The 16,577-nt window shown below is 67.2% G+C and carries 17 protein-coding genes; 10 read left to right on the forward strand and 7 right to left on the reverse strand.

The genetic code is table 11. From position 1 onward, the window contains the following. The first annotated feature begins 25 nt into the window (after positions 1 to 25). From Q0316_RS05975 to Q0316_RS06000, 6 genes are all read left to right on the forward strand, one after another. Positions 26 to 901, forward strand: coding sequence for an alpha/beta hydrolase (locus tag Q0316_RS05975; RefSeq protein WP_298670627.1), 876 nt, complete (start codon positions 26 to 28; stop codon positions 899 to 901). 32 nt (positions 902 to 933) lie between these two features. Beyond that, the gene (locus tag Q0316_RS05980; protein WP_298670628.1) at positions 934 to 2,049 is read left to right on the forward strand and encodes a glycosidase; all 1,116 of its coding nucleotides are present in this window, start codon (positions 934 to 936) and stop codon (positions 2,047 to 2,049) included. A 166-nt stretch (positions 2,050 to 2,215) separates the two neighbouring features. Continuing rightward, a complete protein-coding gene (locus tag Q0316_RS05985; protein ID WP_298670629.1) occupies positions 2,216 to 3,355 on the forward strand; it encodes a glycosyltransferase family 4 protein in 1,140 nt (379 codons plus the stop codon). A gap of 79 nt (positions 3,356 to 3,434) precedes the next feature. After that, the gene (locus tag Q0316_RS05990) at positions 3,435 to 4,838 is read left to right on the forward strand and encodes a nitronate monooxygenase (RefSeq protein ID WP_298670630.1); all 1,404 of its coding nucleotides are present in this window, start codon (positions 3,435 to 3,437) and stop codon (positions 4,836 to 4,838) included. Between the two features lie 4 nt (positions 4,839 to 4,842). Then, a complete protein-coding gene (locus Q0316_RS05995) occupies positions 4,843 to 5,535 on the forward strand; it encodes a glutamine amidotransferase (protein WP_298670681.1) in 693 nt (230 codons plus the stop codon). Positions 5,536 to 5,631: 96 nt separating this feature from the next. Further along, a complete protein-coding gene (locus Q0316_RS06000; protein WP_298670631.1) occupies positions 5,632 to 5,808 on the forward strand; it encodes a hypothetical protein in 177 nt (58 codons plus the stop codon). A 52-nt stretch (positions 5,809 to 5,860) separates the two neighbouring features. On the opposite strand, the gene Q0316_RS06005 is transcribed toward Q0316_RS06000, so the two are convergent. After that, positions 5,861 to 6,859 carry a D-glycerate dehydrogenase gene (locus Q0316_RS06005; RefSeq protein ID WP_298670632.1) on the reverse strand — a complete coding sequence of 333 codons (999 nt, stop codon included), beginning with the start codon at positions 6,857 to 6,859 and terminating at the stop codon, positions 5,861 to 5,863. Between the two features lie 96 nt (positions 6,860 to 6,955). Here Q0316_RS06005 and Q0316_RS06010 point away from each other — a divergent pair, with 96 nt between their 5' ends. Genes Q0316_RS06010 through Q0316_RS06025 form a run of 4 tightly spaced genes read left to right on the forward strand, consistent with a single transcriptional unit; the run spans position 6,956 to position 9,514 of the window. Then, positions 6,956 to 7,474 (forward strand): SH3 domain-containing protein, encoded by a 519-nt coding sequence (locus tag Q0316_RS06010; RefSeq protein ID WP_298670633.1) that lies wholly within the window; start codon positions 6,956 to 6,958, stop codon positions 7,472 to 7,474. Then, positions 7,474 to 8,316: a carboxylating nicotinate-nucleotide diphosphorylase gene (gene nadC / locus Q0316_RS06015; RefSeq protein WP_298670634.1), complete on the forward strand. Its 843-nt coding sequence runs from the start codon at positions 7,474 to 7,476 to the stop codon at positions 8,314 to 8,316. The genes Q0316_RS06010 and nadC overlap by 1 nt, the downstream gene beginning before the upstream one ends. A 56-nt stretch (positions 8,317 to 8,372) precedes the next feature. Beyond that, positions 8,373 to 8,801 (forward strand): hypothetical protein, encoded by a 429-nt coding sequence (locus Q0316_RS06020; protein WP_298670635.1) that lies wholly within the window; start codon positions 8,373 to 8,375, stop codon positions 8,799 to 8,801. Beyond that, positions 8,798 to 9,514: a ribonuclease T2 gene (locus Q0316_RS06025; RefSeq protein WP_298670636.1), complete on the forward strand. Its 717-nt coding sequence runs from the start codon at positions 8,798 to 8,800 to the stop codon at positions 9,512 to 9,514. Before Q0316_RS06020 ends, Q0316_RS06025 begins: the two co-directional genes overlap by 4 nt. A gap of 48 nt (positions 9,515 to 9,562) precedes the next feature. On the opposite strand, the gene Q0316_RS06030 is transcribed toward Q0316_RS06025, so the two are convergent. From Q0316_RS06030 to Q0316_RS06055, 6 genes are all read right to left on the reverse strand, one after another. Next, positions 9,563 to 11,692 carry a TonB-dependent receptor gene (locus tag Q0316_RS06030; protein WP_298670637.1) on the reverse strand — a complete coding sequence of 710 codons (2,130 nt, stop codon included), beginning with the start codon at positions 11,690 to 11,692 and terminating at the stop codon, positions 9,563 to 9,565. 80 nt (positions 11,693 to 11,772) lie between these two features. Then, complete coding sequence (locus Q0316_RS06035) at positions 11,773 to 11,985, reverse strand: hypothetical protein (RefSeq protein WP_298670638.1); 213 nt, start codon at positions 11,983 to 11,985, stop codon at positions 11,773 to 11,775. Between the two features lie 66 nt (positions 11,986 to 12,051). After that, on the reverse strand, positions 12,052 to 13,302 hold the full coding sequence (locus tag Q0316_RS06040) for an N-succinylarginine dihydrolase (protein ID WP_298670639.1): 1,251 nt from the start codon (positions 13,300 to 13,302) through the stop codon (positions 12,052 to 12,054). Continuing rightward, the gene (locus Q0316_RS06045; RefSeq protein WP_298670640.1) at positions 13,302 to 14,318 is read right to left on the reverse strand and encodes an arginine N-succinyltransferase; all 1,017 of its coding nucleotides are present in this window, start codon (positions 14,316 to 14,318) and stop codon (positions 13,302 to 13,304) included. The genes Q0316_RS06040 and Q0316_RS06045 overlap by 1 nt, the downstream gene beginning before the upstream one ends. Continuing rightward, complete coding sequence (locus Q0316_RS06050) at positions 14,315 to 15,514, reverse strand: hydrolase (RefSeq protein ID WP_298670641.1); 1,200 nt, start codon at positions 15,512 to 15,514, stop codon at positions 14,315 to 14,317. The genes Q0316_RS06045 and Q0316_RS06050 overlap by 4 nt, the downstream gene beginning before the upstream one ends. A gap of 89 nt (positions 15,515 to 15,603) precedes the next feature. Next, positions 15,604 to 16,539: a YdiY family protein gene (locus tag Q0316_RS06055; RefSeq protein ID WP_298670642.1), complete on the reverse strand. Its 936-nt coding sequence runs from the start codon at positions 16,537 to 16,539 to the stop codon at positions 15,604 to 15,606. Positions 16,540 to 16,577 lie beyond the last annotated feature (38 nt).

Here is a 16,577-nt window from a genome sequence, read left to right on the forward strand (position 1 = left end):
GGCGGATCGCAACGAAGGTTCAAGCATGGCCGCCTATCAGGATCTCTTTTGGTGGTCGAAGGACGAGCTGAAGCTCCATGCGCGCGATTATCCGGGCGACGCGGGCGCGCTGCCGGTGCTGTGCCTGCCGGGGCTGACCCGCAACGCGCGCGATTACGAGGTGCTGGCCGGGCGGCTTTCGGGCGCGCGGCGGGTGATCGCGATTGATTTTCGCGGGCGCGGCGAGAGCGCCTATGCCAAAGACCCGATGAGCTATGGCCCGCTCACTTACGCGCAGGATGTGATCGCGCTGCTCGACGCGGCGGGGATTGATCGTTTCGTGTCGATCGGCACTTCGCTGGGCGGGATCGTGACGATGCTGCTCGCGGCGCTGGTGCCGGGGCGGATCGCCGGCGCGCTGCTCAACGATGTCGGGCCGGAGATAGACCCCGCCGGCGCGGCGCGGATCGCGGGCTATGTCGGCAAGTCGAGCGTGTGGCCGACCTGGGTGCACGCCGCGCACGCGCTGGCGGAAAGCAATGCCGATGTTTATCCCGCGTGGCGGATCGAGGACTGGCTGGCGATGGCCAAGCGCCTCTATCGCTTGAACAGCGCGGGCCGCATCGTGCTCGATTACGATCTCAAGATCGCCGAGCCATTTCATGTGCCGCCAGCGGAGGCCGGGCCGGACATGTGGCGTGCGCTCGCGGCGCTCGGCAATGCACCGGTGCTGATCGTGCGCGGCGGCAATTCCGACATTCTTTCCGCCACGATCGCGGATCGCATGGTGGCGGCGCTGCCCGATGCGGAACTGCTGACGGTGGCGGGGATCGGCCATGCCCCGACGCTGGACGAGCCGGGGGTGGATGAAGCGATCGTCCGGCTGCTGGCGCGCGCCGAGCGGGAACCCGCGGGCGTGTGAGGCGTCGTTCGGGGTGAACCCCGAAAGCCGCCATGACCTTCCCGATCGACCATCTGATTTTCACTCCCGACGATGTCGATCTCGCGCGATCGCCGCTTGCCGGGAAGGTGGAGGCGGCAACTCATGTGCTCGGCGCGTTCAATCCGGGGATGACGCGGCTCGCCAACGGCAACCTCCTGCTGATGGTGCGCGTGGCGGAGGCGCTGACCGAGCCGATCGTCGACGGCCATGTCCGCTCGATGCGGTGGGACGGCGAACGATGCCGGCTCGATCCGTGGCCGTTGCAACTCGTCGATACCGCCGATCCCCGCGCCTTTGCGATGCGCGGCGGCGGGTGGCGGGTGATCGCGCTCACCTCGCTCTCATGGCTGCTGCCGGTCGAGCTGGATGCGGACGGGCGGCGGGTGGAGGCGGTGCATTATGATCGCGCGATCGGCCCGCGCGCATCGTGGCAATGCTATGGCGTGGAGGATGCGCGGATCAGCCGTGTCGGCGATCGTTTCCTGATGACCGCCTGTTCGGTCAGCCCCGAACGGCTGGCGACCGCGCTTTATACCAGCGCGGACGCGCTGGACTGGAAGCTGGAGGGCATCGTCCTCGATCATCAGAACAAGGACATGCTGATTTTCGAAGGGCTGATCGGCGGGCATTACTGGGCGCAGACCCGGCCGCTGGGCGAGCTTTACTTCGCCTATCCCCCCGGCAGCGAATGGCGCGCGGGGCCGTCGATCAACCTCGCCAGTTCGCCCGATGCGCTGCACTGGAAGCCGTGCGACCATCCCGGCATCCGCCCGCACGCCGCGACCATCGCGAGCGCGCGGATGGGCGGCGGCGCGCCGCCGGTGCGGACTGACGCGGGGTGGCTCAGCCTGTGGCATGGGGTGGAGCCGCACGGCATGGTCGGCATCTATCGCACTTACTGGACGCTGCTCGATCGGGACGAGCCGTGGCGCGTCATCGCGAGCGGGGAGGGGCCGCTGATCGAGCCGAACCCGGCGCTGACCGAGCCGCATCGCGATCGGATGTATCTCGACAATATCGTCTTCACGACGGGCATGGTCGATGCCGGCGATCACTGGATCGTGGCGAGCGGCGAGGCGGACCTCGCGTGCCGGATCACGCATGTGCCGAAGGGGGCGGTTGGTTAGCAGCACCCCGTCCGTTTCCCGCGACGGCGGAAATCCATTCGTGCTTACCTCACGCCTCTTTCCCCGATCTGTGCGAATGGATTCCCGCCTTCGCGGGAATGACGGCGTTGGCATTCGCGCGCGCGGCGGGCTTGGCGAAATGGCGTCCGCCACTTACGGCTGTCTCATGGCCCAGCCCATCCGCATCCTCCACCTCCACTCGACCTTCGATCTCGGCGGGAAGGAGGCGCGCGCGGTGCGGCTGATGAACGCGTTCGGCGATCGCGCGCGGCATGTGATCGTGTCGTCGATGGAGGGGCGCTACGGCGCGCAGGCGCGGATCGAAAAAGGCGTTCGCTACGAGATCGCGCAGAATCCGCCGCCGCTCGCGGGGCGGCCTTCGGTGGCGCGCTATGAGGCGATCGCGCGCTACATGCGCGGGTTCGATCTGGTGCTGACGTATAATTGGGGCGCGATCGACGGGGCGATGGCGCGGCGCGCGTTCGGAAGGCAGGTGCCGCCGCTCGTCCACCATGAGGATGGCTTCAACGAGGATGAAGCCGGCGGGCTGAAGCGCGAGCGCAACCTCTATCGCCGGCTCGCGCTGGGCGCGGCATATGCGCTGGCGGTGCCCTCGGAAACGCTCGAGCGGATCGCGCTGGAGACATGGAAGCAGCCGCGCGGCAAGGTCCATCGCATCGTCAACGGCATCGCCACCATGGCTTATGCCGGCGATCCCGAGCCGAAGGCGATCCCCGGCTTCGTCCGCAAGCCGAAGGAGGTGGTGATCGGCACCGTCGCCGGCCTGCGCGCGGTGAAGGATCTGCCCGCGCTGGTGCGCGCGGTCGGCGGGCTGGCGGGCAAATACCGGCTGGTTATCGTCGGCGAAGGGCCGGAACGCGCGGCGATCGAGCGCGCGGCGATGGCGATGGGGATCGACGACAGGCTGGTGATGCCGGGCTTCCTCGATCGCCCCTATCGCTACATGCGGCATTTCGATCTGCTCGCTTTGTCTTCGCGCTCGGAGCAATTCCCGATCTCGGTGGTGGAGGCGATGGCCGCCGGGCTGCCGATCGTCGCGCCGCCGGTGGGCGACGTGCCGCGCATGATCGCGCCGGAGAACTTCCCCTTCATCGCCGGGCAGGCGAACGAGGTGATGCTGCGCGATGCGATCCAGCCGCTGATGGATGACGCGGCGCTCCGCGCGCGGGTCGGCGCCGCCAATCAGGCGAAGGCGCGCGCGGAATTCGACGAAGCGGTGATGATCGCGCGCTACGCGGCATTATATGAAGGCGCGATGGGAAGGCCGGGCGCATTGAGTGCCTGAAGCACGATTCAATTTGCTCGCTTCCGCCCGGCCATTCGCTATAGCGGGCGAAATTACGTCCGAAAGGTGACCAACTACCGTGTTCAAGGGTCTGAAGCCGATCGTCTATAACGGCCGCGAAGTGTGGCCGCTCGTCGAGGGCGGGAAAGGCGTGGCGGCGACCAATCATGCGTCGGCGGGCGCCTGGGCGGCGGCTGGCGGTATCGGCACGGTTTCGGCGGTGAACGCCGACAGCTATGATCCCGAGGGCAAGATCATTCCCCAGATCTACAAGGCGCTGACGCGGCGGGAGCGGCACGAGGAACTGATCGCCTATGCGATCGAGGGCGCGGTGCAGCAGGTTCGCCGCGCGTTCGAGATCGCCGGCGGTAAGGGCGCGATCAACATCAACGTGCTGTGGGAAATGGGCGGCGCGCAGCGCGTGCTGAACGGCGTGCTGGAACGGACGCGCGGCATGGTGGCGGGCGTCACCTGCGGCGCGGGGATGCCGTACAAGCTCTCTGAAATCGCGGCGTCCTACGATGTTCATTATCTGCCGATCGTTTCGTCGGCGCGCGCCTTCCGCGCATTGTGGAAGCGGGCCTATTCCAAGGTGGCGCATCTGCTCGGTGCGGTGGTGTATGAAGACCCGTGGCTCGCCGGTGGGCACAACGGCCTGTCGAACGCCGAAGACCCGCTGAAGCCGGAAGACCCCTATCCCCGCGTCAAGGCGCTGCGCGAAACGATGCGCGAGGGCGGCATCCCGGATTCCACCCCGATCGTGATGGCCGGCGGCGTCTGGTATCTGCGGGACTGGAATGACTGGATCGACAATCCCGAACTCGGCCAGATCGCCTTCCAATATGGCACGCGCCCGCTGCTGACCAGGGAAAGCCCGATCCCTGAAGGCTGGAAAGAGCGGCTGATGACGATCGAGGAGGGCGATGTCCTCCTCCACAAATTCTCGCCGACCGGCTTCTATTCCTCCGCCGTGCGCAACCCGTTCCTGCGCAGCCTTGAGGCGCGCTCGGACCGGCAGATCGCTTTTTCGACGCAGGAGGCCGGCGATCACGTCTTCCAGCTCGACGTGGGGGTGAAGGGCAAGAATTTCTGGGTGACGCGCAATGATTTGCTGCGCGCGCGCGAATGGTTCGGCGCTGGCTTCACCGATGCGCTGAAGACGCCTGACAATACGCTCGTCTTCGTGACGCCGACCGAAAAGACCGAAATCCGCAAGGATCAGGCCGATTGCATGGGCTGCCTCAGCCAGTGTCTGTTCTCAAGCTGGGCGGATACCGAAACCAATTCGACCGGGCGGCTCGCCGATCCGCGCAGCTTCTGCATCCAGAAGACGTTGCAGGAAATCGCGCATGGCGGCGATACCGATCAGAATCTGATGTTCGCCGGGCACGCCGCGTTCAACTTCAAGCGCGATCCATTCTATTCGAACGGCTTCGTGCCCACGGTGAAGCAGCTCGTCGACCGCATCCTGACCGGGGATTGAGCCGCTGAAACGCGCACTCGTCGTCCGTCACGTCGCCTATGAGGGGCTTGCCGGCTATCGCGCGCCGATCGAGGCGGCGGGCTATGTGATCGAGCGGGTGCCCGCCTGCACCGCCGATTTCGCGGCGCTGGACATGATCGCGCCCGATCTGCTGGTGGTGATGGGCGGCCCGATGGGGGTGTATGACACGCCCGAGCATCCGTGGATCGCGCCGGAGATTGCGGGGATCGCCGCGCGGATCGAGGCGGGGCGACCGACGTTGGGGGTGTGCCTCGGCAGCCAGATGATCGCCGCCGCGCTGGGCGCGCGCGTCTATCCGGGAAGCGGGCCGGAACTGGGATTCGCGCCGCTGGCCGATCTCGACATGGAGTCGCCGCTCGCGCATCTTGCCGGGGTGGCGATGCTGCACTGGCATGGTGATACGTTTGATCTGCCGGCGGGCGCGCGGCGGCTGGCCTCCACGGCGCGCTACGCCAATCAGGCCTTCGCGCTTGGCGATCACGTGCTCGCGCTGCAATTCCACGCCGAGATGGGCGAAGACCCGCGCTTCGAGACTTGGGTGGATGAGGGCGGGACGATGATCGCTGCGGCGGGGCTGACCGCGGCCGGATTGCGCGGCGATCATGCGACGCTCGGCCCGCTCGCGGTGAACGCCGGGCGGCGGATGCTGGCCGACTGGCTCGATCGGCTGCGCTGAGCCGCGCGACAATATTTCCGTGGCGTAACCGCGCTGACATGGCGGTGACGCATTCGCGGCCTATATGCCTGAGCACCGCCCGAAAGGAGACGTGCGATGAGCCTGGCCCGAGACCGCCTCTATCACACCCGCCGCGCCTATCAGGAGGCGGTTCGCGCGATTCGCACGCTGAGTGACGATGCCGCCGCCAGCCATGACGAGCTTTGCCTGCTCCACTGCCGCCGCTTCGTGGCCGCGATGGGGGCGGGGGGCAGGGAGCCGGTGGCCGCCTGAACATGCGCGCCGGCGCCGCCGGGCGCCAAGGGCGGGTATTCGCCGATCCGCCTTATGCCCAGCCTTCGAGCACCTGATCCGGCGGGCGGTGACCATCCGCCCACATGCGGATGTTGGTGATTACCTTCTCGCCGGTGGCGAAACGCCCCTCATAGGTCGCTGAGCCCATGTGCGGGGTCATCACGACATTTGAAAGCGCGAGCAGGCGCGGGTCGATCTCCGGCTCGTGCCGCCACACGTCCAGCCCAGCGCCGGCCAGCCGCCCTTCCGCAAGGGCCGCCACCATCGCATCCTCATCCACCACGCCGCCACGGCTGGTGTTGATGAGATAGACGTGGGCACGCATCAGCGCGATGCGCCGCGCGTCGAGCAGGTCGCGGCTGTCGTCGTTCAGCGGCGTGTGGATCGTCAGGATGTCGATCGCGCCCAGCATCTCATCGAGATTGGGGTGCCATTGCGCGCCGCACTCGGCCTCCACCACCTTGGGCAGGCGATGGCGGTTGTGATAATGGATCGACAGGCCGAAGGCGCGCGCGCGCCGTGCCACCGCCTGCCCGATGCGCCCCATGCCGATGATGCCCAGCGCCTTGCCGCCGATGCGATGGCCGAGCATCCCGCCGGGGCTCCAGCCGGTCCACTGGCCCGATCGCACCAGCTTCTCGCCCTCGGCCAGCCGCCGGGGGACGGAAAGGATCAGCGCCAGCGTCATATCGGCGGTGTCTTCGGTCAGCACGCCGGGCGTGTTGGTGACGATGATGCCGCGCGCGCGCGCCGCCTTCAGATCAATATGGTTCACCCCCGCGCCGAAATTGGCGATCAGCCGCAGCCGTTCGCCCGCGCCTTCGATCAGCGCGGCGTCGATCGTATCGGTCATCGTCGGCACGAAAACGTCGCATGACTGCATCGCCGCCGCCAGCTCGTCGCGGGTCATCGCGCGATCGGTGCGGTTGTTGGTGGCGTCGAACAGCGCCTCCAGCCGATCCATCACCGCGTCGGGAAGTTCGCGGGTGACGATCACCTTCGGATTGGCGCAGCGACGCGTTTCGACCATGAATGGGGCTTGGCGAACGGCTTGGCCGGCGTCAACGGCATTGATCTGTCGGGCGAAGCGTGAAAGGTCGATATCGTCTGCCAACAGGGGAATAAGATGCGACGGGTGCCGGTGTTGATGGCCATGGCGGCGGCGGGCGCGCTGATCGCGGGCGATGCGATGGTGGGCGGGCTGACCGTGCACAGCGCGATCGCTGCCGATCAGCCGAAGAAGGCGCCGTATTTCGCCTCGATCGCGCCGTCGCGCGCGCGGATGCGCAGCGGGCCGGGGCGGAGCTATCCGGCGACCTGGCTGTATGTCCGCGCCGATCTGCCGGTGCGCGTGGTCGATGCTTTCAAGGATTGGCGCAAGGTTGAAGACCCGGCGGGCGTGCAGGGCTGGATGCAGGGCAAGATGGTCAGCCAGCGCCGCACCGCGCTGGTGCTGGGAGAGATCGTGGAACTGCGTGAGAAGCCGTCGGCGGGCGGCAAGGTGACGTGGCGAGCCGAGCCGGGCGTGGTCGGGCGGGTGAGCCAATGCGGTGGCGGCTGGTGCCGGTTCGATGTCAACGGGCGCGCCGGCTTCGTCGAGACCGATCATTTGTGGGGCGTCGCGCCCGAGGAGACATTGCCGTAATGTTCGTGCTTGATGGGTTCGATACCGACGCCTTCGTCCGTACCACGCTTGCCGAGGATCTGGGGGACAAGGGGGATGTCACCTCGAACGCGGTGATCCCGGTGGAGGCGCGATTCCGCGCGGTGATGGGCACGCGCGATGCGATCACGGTGGCTGGGCTGGAAATCGCCGCCGCCTTCTTTCGCGCGCTCGATCCCGATGTGGCGATCGAATTGCTGGTGGCGGACGGCGCGACCGTGCCGCGCGGCACCGAATTGATGCGGCTGGAGGGCAGCGCGCGGGCGATGCTGACGGCGGAGCGATCCGCGCTCAACACCGCGCAGCATCTGTCGGGCATCGCGACGCTGACGCGCGCTTATGTCGATCGCATCGCCGGCACCGGCGCGACCCTGCTCGATACGCGCAAGACTATTCCCGGCCTGAGGCGGCTGGAGAAATACGCCACGCGGATGGGCGGCGCGAAGAACCATCGCATGGGGTTGTGGGATGCGGCGATGATAAAGGACAATCACGTCGCGATCGCGGGCGGCGTGGGCGAGGCGGTGCGGCGCGCGAAGGCGGCGGCGATCCCCGAGATCATCGTCGAGGTCGATCGGATCGATCAGATCGAACCGGCGCTGGTGGCGGGCGCGACCTATCTGCTGCTCGACAATATGACCGGGGCGACGCTGCGCGGCGCGGTGACGCTGATCGGCGGGCGCGTGCCGGTGGAGGCATCGGGCGGCGTGACGTTGGAAACGATCCGCGCGATCGCCGAAACCGGGGTCACCTATGTCAGCGTGGGGCGGATCACCCAATCCGCGCCCGCCGCCGATATCGGGCTGGATTTCGCGCCCGCGTGACGGCCTTGCGCGGGCGTGGCGCGACGATATCTTGCGAAGATAAAAGGGGGAATCACATGCAGCGTCCACCGTCGATCGTTCGCTACGAACAGCTTTACATCGCGTCGTTCATCCTCGGCCTTATCGTCTCGGCGCTGACGTGGCAGGTGCAGCGCGCGGCGCTGAGCGCCAATCCGCTGGCGGCGGGCGCGCAATGGCTGGTGCCGGCGGCCATGGTGACCGGCATCGTGATCGCGGTGACGCTGTGGTATTTCACCGCGCGTAGGCCCAGCACGGCGGCGAAATGGGTGGTTGTCGTATTGGCCGCATTTTCGGTGCTGAGAATCGCCGGCAACCTCGTCATGCTGATGAAGGGGGCGTTCGCGCTGCCGGTGTTGCTCGCGATCGTGGCGCCCGCGCTTTACGTCGCTGCGGCGGTGCTGTTGTTCAGGCCTGACGCCAGGCGGTGGTTCGGCGAAAAGATTGATGGAGAAGACGTAGCATGATCCGTAATCGCGTGCTGCTGGTTGCGGCCGCCGCCGTCGCGCTGCCGGGCATGGCGGGGGCGCAGGCCAATCGGTGCGTCGTGCCGGGCGATATCGCGCCGCCGCTGCCGGACCTGCCGAGCGAGCGCGAGCCGCAACGCGTGCTGCCGATCGGCAGCTATACGCTGGCGATAAGCTGGTCCCCGCAATATTGCCGCACGCGGATGCATGATCCCAAGGCGCGGATGCAATGCGGCGCGAACCGCTTCGGCTTCGTGTTGCACGGCCTGTGGCCCGATGGCGAGGGCAAGGACTGGCCGCAATATTGCACCGTCACCAATATCGTGCCCCGCGCGGTGCTCGCCGCCAACCTCTGCTCCACCCCGTCCGCGCAATTGCTTCAGCACGAATGGGCCAAGCACGGCACCTGTATGCCGGGCGAGACGCCCGCGAGCTATTTCCGCCGCTCGACCGGCATGTACGCCAAATTGCGCTATCCCGATATGAACGCGCTGTCGCGCCGCCCGCTCACCGCGGGGCAGTTCGCCGCGGCGATGGCGCGCGCCAATCCGGGCATCCGCGCCGACATGATGCGCGTGACCGCCAACCGCGAGGGCTGGCTGGACGAAGTGTGGCTGTGCCTCGACAAGAAGTTCGCCTACGCCACCTGCCCGGCGCATCAGGGCGGGCTTGAGCCCGATGCGCGGCTGAAGATCTGGCGCGGCCCGCGCTGAAGGCAACCGGCTCCTCCCGGCGAATGGGGGAGGAGCCGGGCCGTCCGATCAGAGCCCGACGCGCAGCGTGGCGCGGATATCGCGCCCAGCGAGCGGGGCGAAATCCTTGAGCACGCTTGCCGCGCGGCGCGCATCGACATCGAAGATATTGTTCGCCGCGATGGTGATGCTCGTCCGCTTGCTATCCGCGAACGGCTTGAACGAGAGTGAGGCGTTGACCATCGTATAAGCGGCGGTGGGCGTTTCGAAAGCGGCGATCCGGTTCTGCCGGAACACATGCTCCACCTCGACGCGCGCGCTTGAGCGATCGCTTTGCGCCTCAAGCCCGCCGAGCACGCGCAGCGGAGGAATGCGCGGCACCGGGCTTACGTCCACCACCGTCGCGCGGACGTAATCGCCGAGGATATCGGCGTTGATCGCGTGCTCGCCGATCGTCGCCAGCCGTTTCGATGCGTCGATCTCGAAGCCGTAATAGCGCGCCTTGGCCTGGGCATATTGGAAGCACGGGAAATCAACGCTCCGCCCCGATGGCGCTGCGGCGGCGGCGCACACCGCCTGCGCCGTCTGGTTCTCGTAGATGTAGTCGTCGAACCAATTGTAATAAGCGGAGGCATCAAGGCTGAAGCCCTCGCCGTGCGCGTGGAGCGTCGCCTCCAGCCCCCATGATTTCTCGGTGCGGAAATTCGGGTTGCCGAATTCATAGGCCTGGGTGCCGGCATGGGCGCCGTTCGAGAACAATTCCTCATCCGATGGCGCGCGCTCCGTGCGGGAGCCGTTCAGCCCGATGCGCACGCCGCTCGCGATGCCATAAGATGCGCCGATCGAGCCGGAGAGGGTGTTGAAGCTGCGCGTGCCATGGAAGAAGCGCGGATCGTCCAGCGGGTTTTGCGCGGCAAGCCCGGTATGCTCGAAGCGCAGGCCGCCTTCGGCCTTGAACGGGCCGCTTTCATATTGCTGGAGCGTGAAAAGCCCGACCTGTTCGGTATTGTTGCGCGGCAAAAACGCCTCGTCGCCGACGACGTTGAACTGGCGGCTGAAATATTGCGCGCCGCTCGCGCCGCTCCAGCCGCCGCGATTGGCCTGGAGAAATTCGATCCGCCCTTCGAGCCCCTTGTTGTAGAAAGCGGTGCCGATCGCGCCATCCTCGCTCAGTTCGTAGTGGCGATAATTGGCATAAGCGACGCGCGTGCGGATGGAATCGAGGAAGCCGCCGCCGGTCTGCACCTCGCCGCGCAGATCGAAACGGTTCTGGACGACGGAGAGGCGCGGCGCCTCCTGTTCCTGCCCCGGCTCGGTCGCATAGCGGATCGGCACGCCATAAAGGCTGTCGTAATGGCTGTAAGACACGCCGAGCGAGCCGGTATCGGTAATCAGCGCGGCGCCCACGCCTGCCGTCCAGGTTTCCGCCGCGGTGTTCGGCAACCGGCCCTTGAGCCGGGCGGAGGCGGCGAAATCGACCGGATCGGTGGGATCGGCCTCGGCCGCCGCCAGCGCCGCCGCGCGCGCGGGCGGGGACAGGACATGGCCGCCGATGCGCAGATCGTCTGCCTTCAGATACGAGCCATCGGCGTGGAGCACGAGGTTCTTCGTCACAGCCACATCGCCCGCCGCGCCCAGCGAGCGTTCGCTCGCCGCGCTCGCATAGCTGCCGATCGCGTTCAGGCGATAGCCGTTCTCGGGCATCACGCGCGGGATACGCGAATCAATCACGTTGACCACGCCGCCGACCGCCGACGAGCCATAGAGCAACGCGGAGGGGCCGCGCAGTACCTCTACCCGCTCGGCAAGCAGTGGATCTATCACCACCGCGTGATCGACCGAGGTGTTCGATACGTCGACCGAGCCGATCCCGTCGGTCAGCACGCGGATGCGATCGCCCTGGAAGCCGCGCAGGATCGGGCGCGAGGCGCTGGGGCCGAACGAGGTCGCCGATACGCCCGGCAGGCGCGCCAGCGTCTCGCCGATCGTCGGGCGGAGTTCGCGGTTGAGAGTGTCGCCCGAAAGGACCGACGTGCCCTGCAATACATCCATCTCGTTGCGCGCGACGGGCGCGGAGACGATCACGTCCTCCGGCGCAACGTCCTTGGCGGGCGCCTCGTCGGCGAAAGCGGGGGAGGCGATCAGGATGGCGAGAATGCCGGCGACCGAGCGGGCGTGAATGCTGCATGAGTGGATCATGAGCGTCGGCTAGACGGAATGTTACATCATATCAACAGCGATTCGTCGCTGTGCCGGATCGGTTCGTCGCGCAACCCCGTTCAGCGATTGCGTTCGACCGATTCCAGGATGCGCGCGCCGGCCATGAACACCGCCACCGGCGAGGCGGCGAACAGCAGCCAGCCGCCATAGCCGGGAAAATCGTGCAGATAATGGGTGCCGCGCTCGATCGCGCCGGTGCCGAGCGTATAGATAATCAGGAACGCTTCGAACTTGGTCTTGATGACGAACAGGCGGGCGATGCGGGACCACATGCCAGTCTTCCCAGCAAACATCGCGCCAGTGGCGGATTTCCGCGGTTTCCGGCGGGCGGGTTATGGTTAACTGTCAATTAATCCGACAAGATCGAGTGTTTCCAGCAGCGCGCGCCGGGCGTTTTCGATCCGCGCGATCAGCGCCGGATCGCCGATCGCTTCCACTGCGATCGTCTCCGGCCAATATGCCTCGATCGTCGTGGCGATCGCGGTGAGCTTCGCGTCGTCGACCAGAAAGCGCGGGTCGATCGTCGTGGGATCGGCGACGACGCGCAGCCGCAGGCAGGCCGGGCCGCCGCCATTCGCCATGGATTCGCGCACATCGACCACCTTCACCGCGCGGATCGGGCCATTGCCGGCGATATGCTCCTGCAACCATTCCCACACGCGCGGATTGCCCTGTGCCTCGCCGGGGACGATCAGCGTCTGCTGCCCGGATTGCGGCGAGACGAGCTGCGCGTTGAACAGATAGGATTGGATCGCATCCTCCAGGCTGACGCGATCGGCGGGCACCTCTACGATTTCTACCTCGGGCATCAGCGCGCGCAATTGCGCGTAAAAGCCGGCCTTGTCGGCGAAGGCCTGTTCATGCGCGAACAGGGTGCGTTCATTGGCGACCGCGACCACATCATTGTGGAACGCGCCCGCCGCGATCGCCGCCGGCGATTGCTCGACGAACAGGGTGCGCGCCGGATCGAGCCCGTGCGCGCGCGCGATCGCCTCGCTCGCCTCGCGGTGCTGGCGCGCGGGGAAGCGGCCGCCCGGCTCGCCATAGACGAAAATCTCTATGCCCGGCGCGCCATGGCCGGCGCACAGCCGCATATGGTTCGCCGCGCCCTCATCGCCGAACGGCGCGGGAACGGGGCCGTGGACGACGAAGGCGGGATGGGCGAAGGCGGTGCGCAGTTGCGCCAGCGTCGCGGGCCATTCGTGGCTGCGATGCGGCATCGTCATCAGATTGGCGACCGTGAGATGGCAGCGCCCGTCGCGCGTGTCCGCGGCGGGGGAGACCGTCGCGGCATTGGCCGCCCACATCGCCGAAGCGGAAAGCGCGCGCGCCTGAAGATGCGGCGCGGCATCGGCGAAATCGGTGGCGAGCGCCGCGAGCCAGCGGTGATCGGGGCGCGGATGCGGCAGGAGGATGCCCTGCGCCAGCCCGAGCGCGAGGTTCGCGCGCATCTTGGCGATACCCTGCAACGCGGCGGCGCGCGGGCGGGCGACATTGCCGGCGTTGCGCGTCGCGGCGAGATTGCCGGGGCTGAGCCCGGCATAATTATGGCTCGGCCCGACGATCCCGTCGAAATTGATTTCCCGCATCACGCCCTCGTCGTGTAGGTGATGACGCCATCTTCCTGCACGCCGATCGCCCTGGCGCTGAGCGGATCAATCACCACCGCATCGGCCACATCGCGCGCGGTGCCGAGCGCGCAGCGGAAATCGGCCAGCGAACCGTGCGCGACCAGCGCCTGCGCGCCGCCTTCATTGTCGATCGCGACGATCGGCGCGGTGCGCGCATCGCGGACCGAGCGGACATTGTCGGTGCGCGCGGTCATCGTCGGGCCGCCATCGAAGATGTCGACATAATTCTCGAACGCGAAGCCTTCATTCTCCAGCATCCGCATCGCGGCGCGCCCCGACGGATGGGGCAGCCCGATCGCGGCGCGCGCGGTTTCGGAAAGCATCGCAGTGTAGATCGGATGCTTGGGCATCAGATCGGCGATGAACTGGTTGCCATGGGTGGCGTTATACTGATCCGCATCCTGGAAATTCATGCCGAAGAAGCGCCCGGCCAGCCCGTCCCAGAAGGGCGATCCGCCCGCCTCGTCGATGATCCCGCGCAATTCCGCGAGGATGCGGTCGGCGAACCGCGCGCGGTGCATACGGATGAACAGATAACGGCTGCGCGCGAGCAGCATCCCGAGGCCGCCGGCGCGCTCGCCGGGGTGGAGGAACAGCCCGCCGACCTCGCTCGATCCTTCGAGATCGGTGGTGAGCGACAGCATTTCGGCGCGGAAGGTGCGACCGAGTTTCTCGCTGTGCTGGGTGAGCGTGCTCAGGCGATAGCTGTAGAACGGATGGCGCTGCCCGACCTGGGTGAACAATTGGCAGGTGCCGCGCACCTCCCCGGTTTCGAGGTTTTCGAGGATCAGCACGAACAATTCGTCGCCCAGCTCTCCACCCTCGCGTGCGAAGGCGGCGTGGCTGCGATCGAGCTTGGCCTTCAGCGCGGGGCGATCGGCGGGCAGATTGGTGAAGCCTCCGCCGGTCAGCTTCGCCATTTCATATAGATGCGCGAGATCCGCCTCACGCGCGGCGCGGACCACGAAGGTCACAGGCGCCCCGCCGCGATGCGCAGGATGGTGACGGCGGAGAGCGCCGCGCGCTCGGCCAGGCTGTCCACGATCAGAAACTCCTCCCCCGAATGGATCGCGCCACCGCGCACGCCCATCGTATCCACCACCGGCACCCCACATGCCGCGATATTGTTGCCGTCGCACACGCCCCCGGTGGCGCGCCAGCCGATTGCCAGGCCAAGATCGCCGCCGGCATCGCGCACCAGATCGAACAATCGCGCCGCGCCCGCGTCGATCGGCTTGGGCGGGCGATTGAACCCGCCATGCACCTCGACATGCACGTCATGCGCCGCCGCCACCTCGGCGACGGTCGCGTCGATATGCGCGCGGGCGCGGGTGATCTCCTCCGCGTCGGCGGGGCGGAAGTTGACGCGCAGCACCGCGAGATCGGGGACGACATTGTTCGGCCCGCCGCCCTCGATCCGCGCCGGATTGACCGCAAGGCGCGGCCCGCGCGCGGCGGCGAGGCGCAGCGCGATATCCGCCGCCGCGACAATCGCGTTGCGCCCTTCGTCCGGGTTGCGCCCGGCATGGGCGGCGCGGCCACGCACGACGATCGAAAAATTGCCCGTGCCGCCGCGCGCGCCGGCGAGCGTGCCATCGGGCAACGCCGGCTCATAAGTGAGCGCCGCGGTTTTCCCGCGCGCCAGTTCGGCGATCAGCGCGGCGGAGGAGAAGGAGCCGGTTTCCTCATCCGAATTTATCAGCACGTCATAGCCGATCGCGCTGCCCGCCGCCTCGACCGCTTCGAGCGCGGCGAGCATCACCGCCAGCCCGCCCTTCATGTCCGCCACGCCGGGGCCGTTGATCGTGCCGTCCGCCCGGTCAGTGAGCGTCTGGAACGGGTGATCGGCGGGATAAACGGTATCCATATGCCCGGTGAGCAGCAACCGCGCCGCCGCGTCGGGCCGTACCGAAAGATGCAGATGGCGGCCATGCGCGATCGGCTCGACCATGCCGGTGGGGGTTACGCGTTCAGCCGCGCCCGCGTCGATCAGTCGTATTTCGCCGGGCAGCGCGGCAAAGGCATCCGCGAGCATTCCGGCGACCGTCGCCAGCCCGGCGAGATTTCCCGTTCCGCTGTTGACGGCGGACCATTGTCGCACCCGTGCCAGCATCGGCGAGCCAGCCGCCCGCTCGATCGCCATCCTCTCATCGGCCGATATCCCCGCCATCCGCCAGTGGTAGCGCGGGGAGGCCGGTTTGGGAAATGCCCTTTGCGCGCCTTTTCGTGGAAGGGTGGCGTGGCGCGGCGCGCTTCCGTTCAGAAGGTATAGACCAGCGACGCCCGGCTTGTCGTGTCGGTCGTGCGCCGCCCCACCGGGGGCAGGCTTTCATATTGCACGACATAGGAAACCTGCGCCGATAGCGGCCCCAGCACCTTCGCGGCGATCGCGGTCGTGCCGCTCACGGTTGAATTGTAATGCTGGAGATAGGCCGAGGCGACCTGGGTGAGCGTCAGCCCCGGCGCGAGTTTCCACCCGAAATCCACGCTGCCGCGCGCCGCGATGCTGCTCTGCGTGGTGGCATCGGTGAAGGCGGTGTAGCGATAGGCTGGCCCCAGTTCCAGATCGAGCTTCATCGACGGGGTCTGGATCGCGCTATAGCCCGCGCCGACCGAGCTGGAATAACGCTGAGTATAGCCGAGGAAGCGATCGGATTCGAACTGGCTTGCGCCATAGATGTAGCGGCGCGAGTCGATCTTGAAATTGGGTTCGTAGCTGGCGAGATAATGTTCGCGCGTGGTGATCCCCAGGCTGCGCTGGTAATCGGCCTGCAACCGCACCTTGTGGCGCCATTGCAGCCCCTCGCGCGTCAGATCGAGCACGCCCGCCGCGCCCATCGTCTCGCTGTTGCCGGTGGTGAGATAGCCGCCCAGTTCGGCACGGCCCCGCCACAGATCGAACACGCCCGCCTCGCGGACGCGCGAATCATGCGCGCGCTTGCGTTCGTCGCGCCAGTCCGCCGCGAACTTCGCCACCGCGTCGCCGCTCGCCGGATCGGCGGTGCGGGCATATTTGACGATCGTGGTCACCTCCGCGTCGTTGCCGGCGGCGATCGCGGCCTCCAGCATCGCGCGGATCGGCGCGGGGATCGCCACTTCCTCCGCCTGATGGCGTGCATCCTCGCCCGGATGCTCGCCGCTCGCGACGGTGGCGTTGGCTAGCAGCAGCGGAAAAGTGAGAAGAAGCGCGCGCATCCCGCTGACCATTAACGGCGTTTGTGGCGATTTTGGAG

Origin of the sequence: uncultured Sphingomonas sp. (assembly GCF_937871615.1) — a bacterium.
Classification (GTDB): domain Bacteria; phylum Pseudomonadota; class Alphaproteobacteria; order Sphingomonadales; family Sphingomonadaceae; genus Sphingomonas.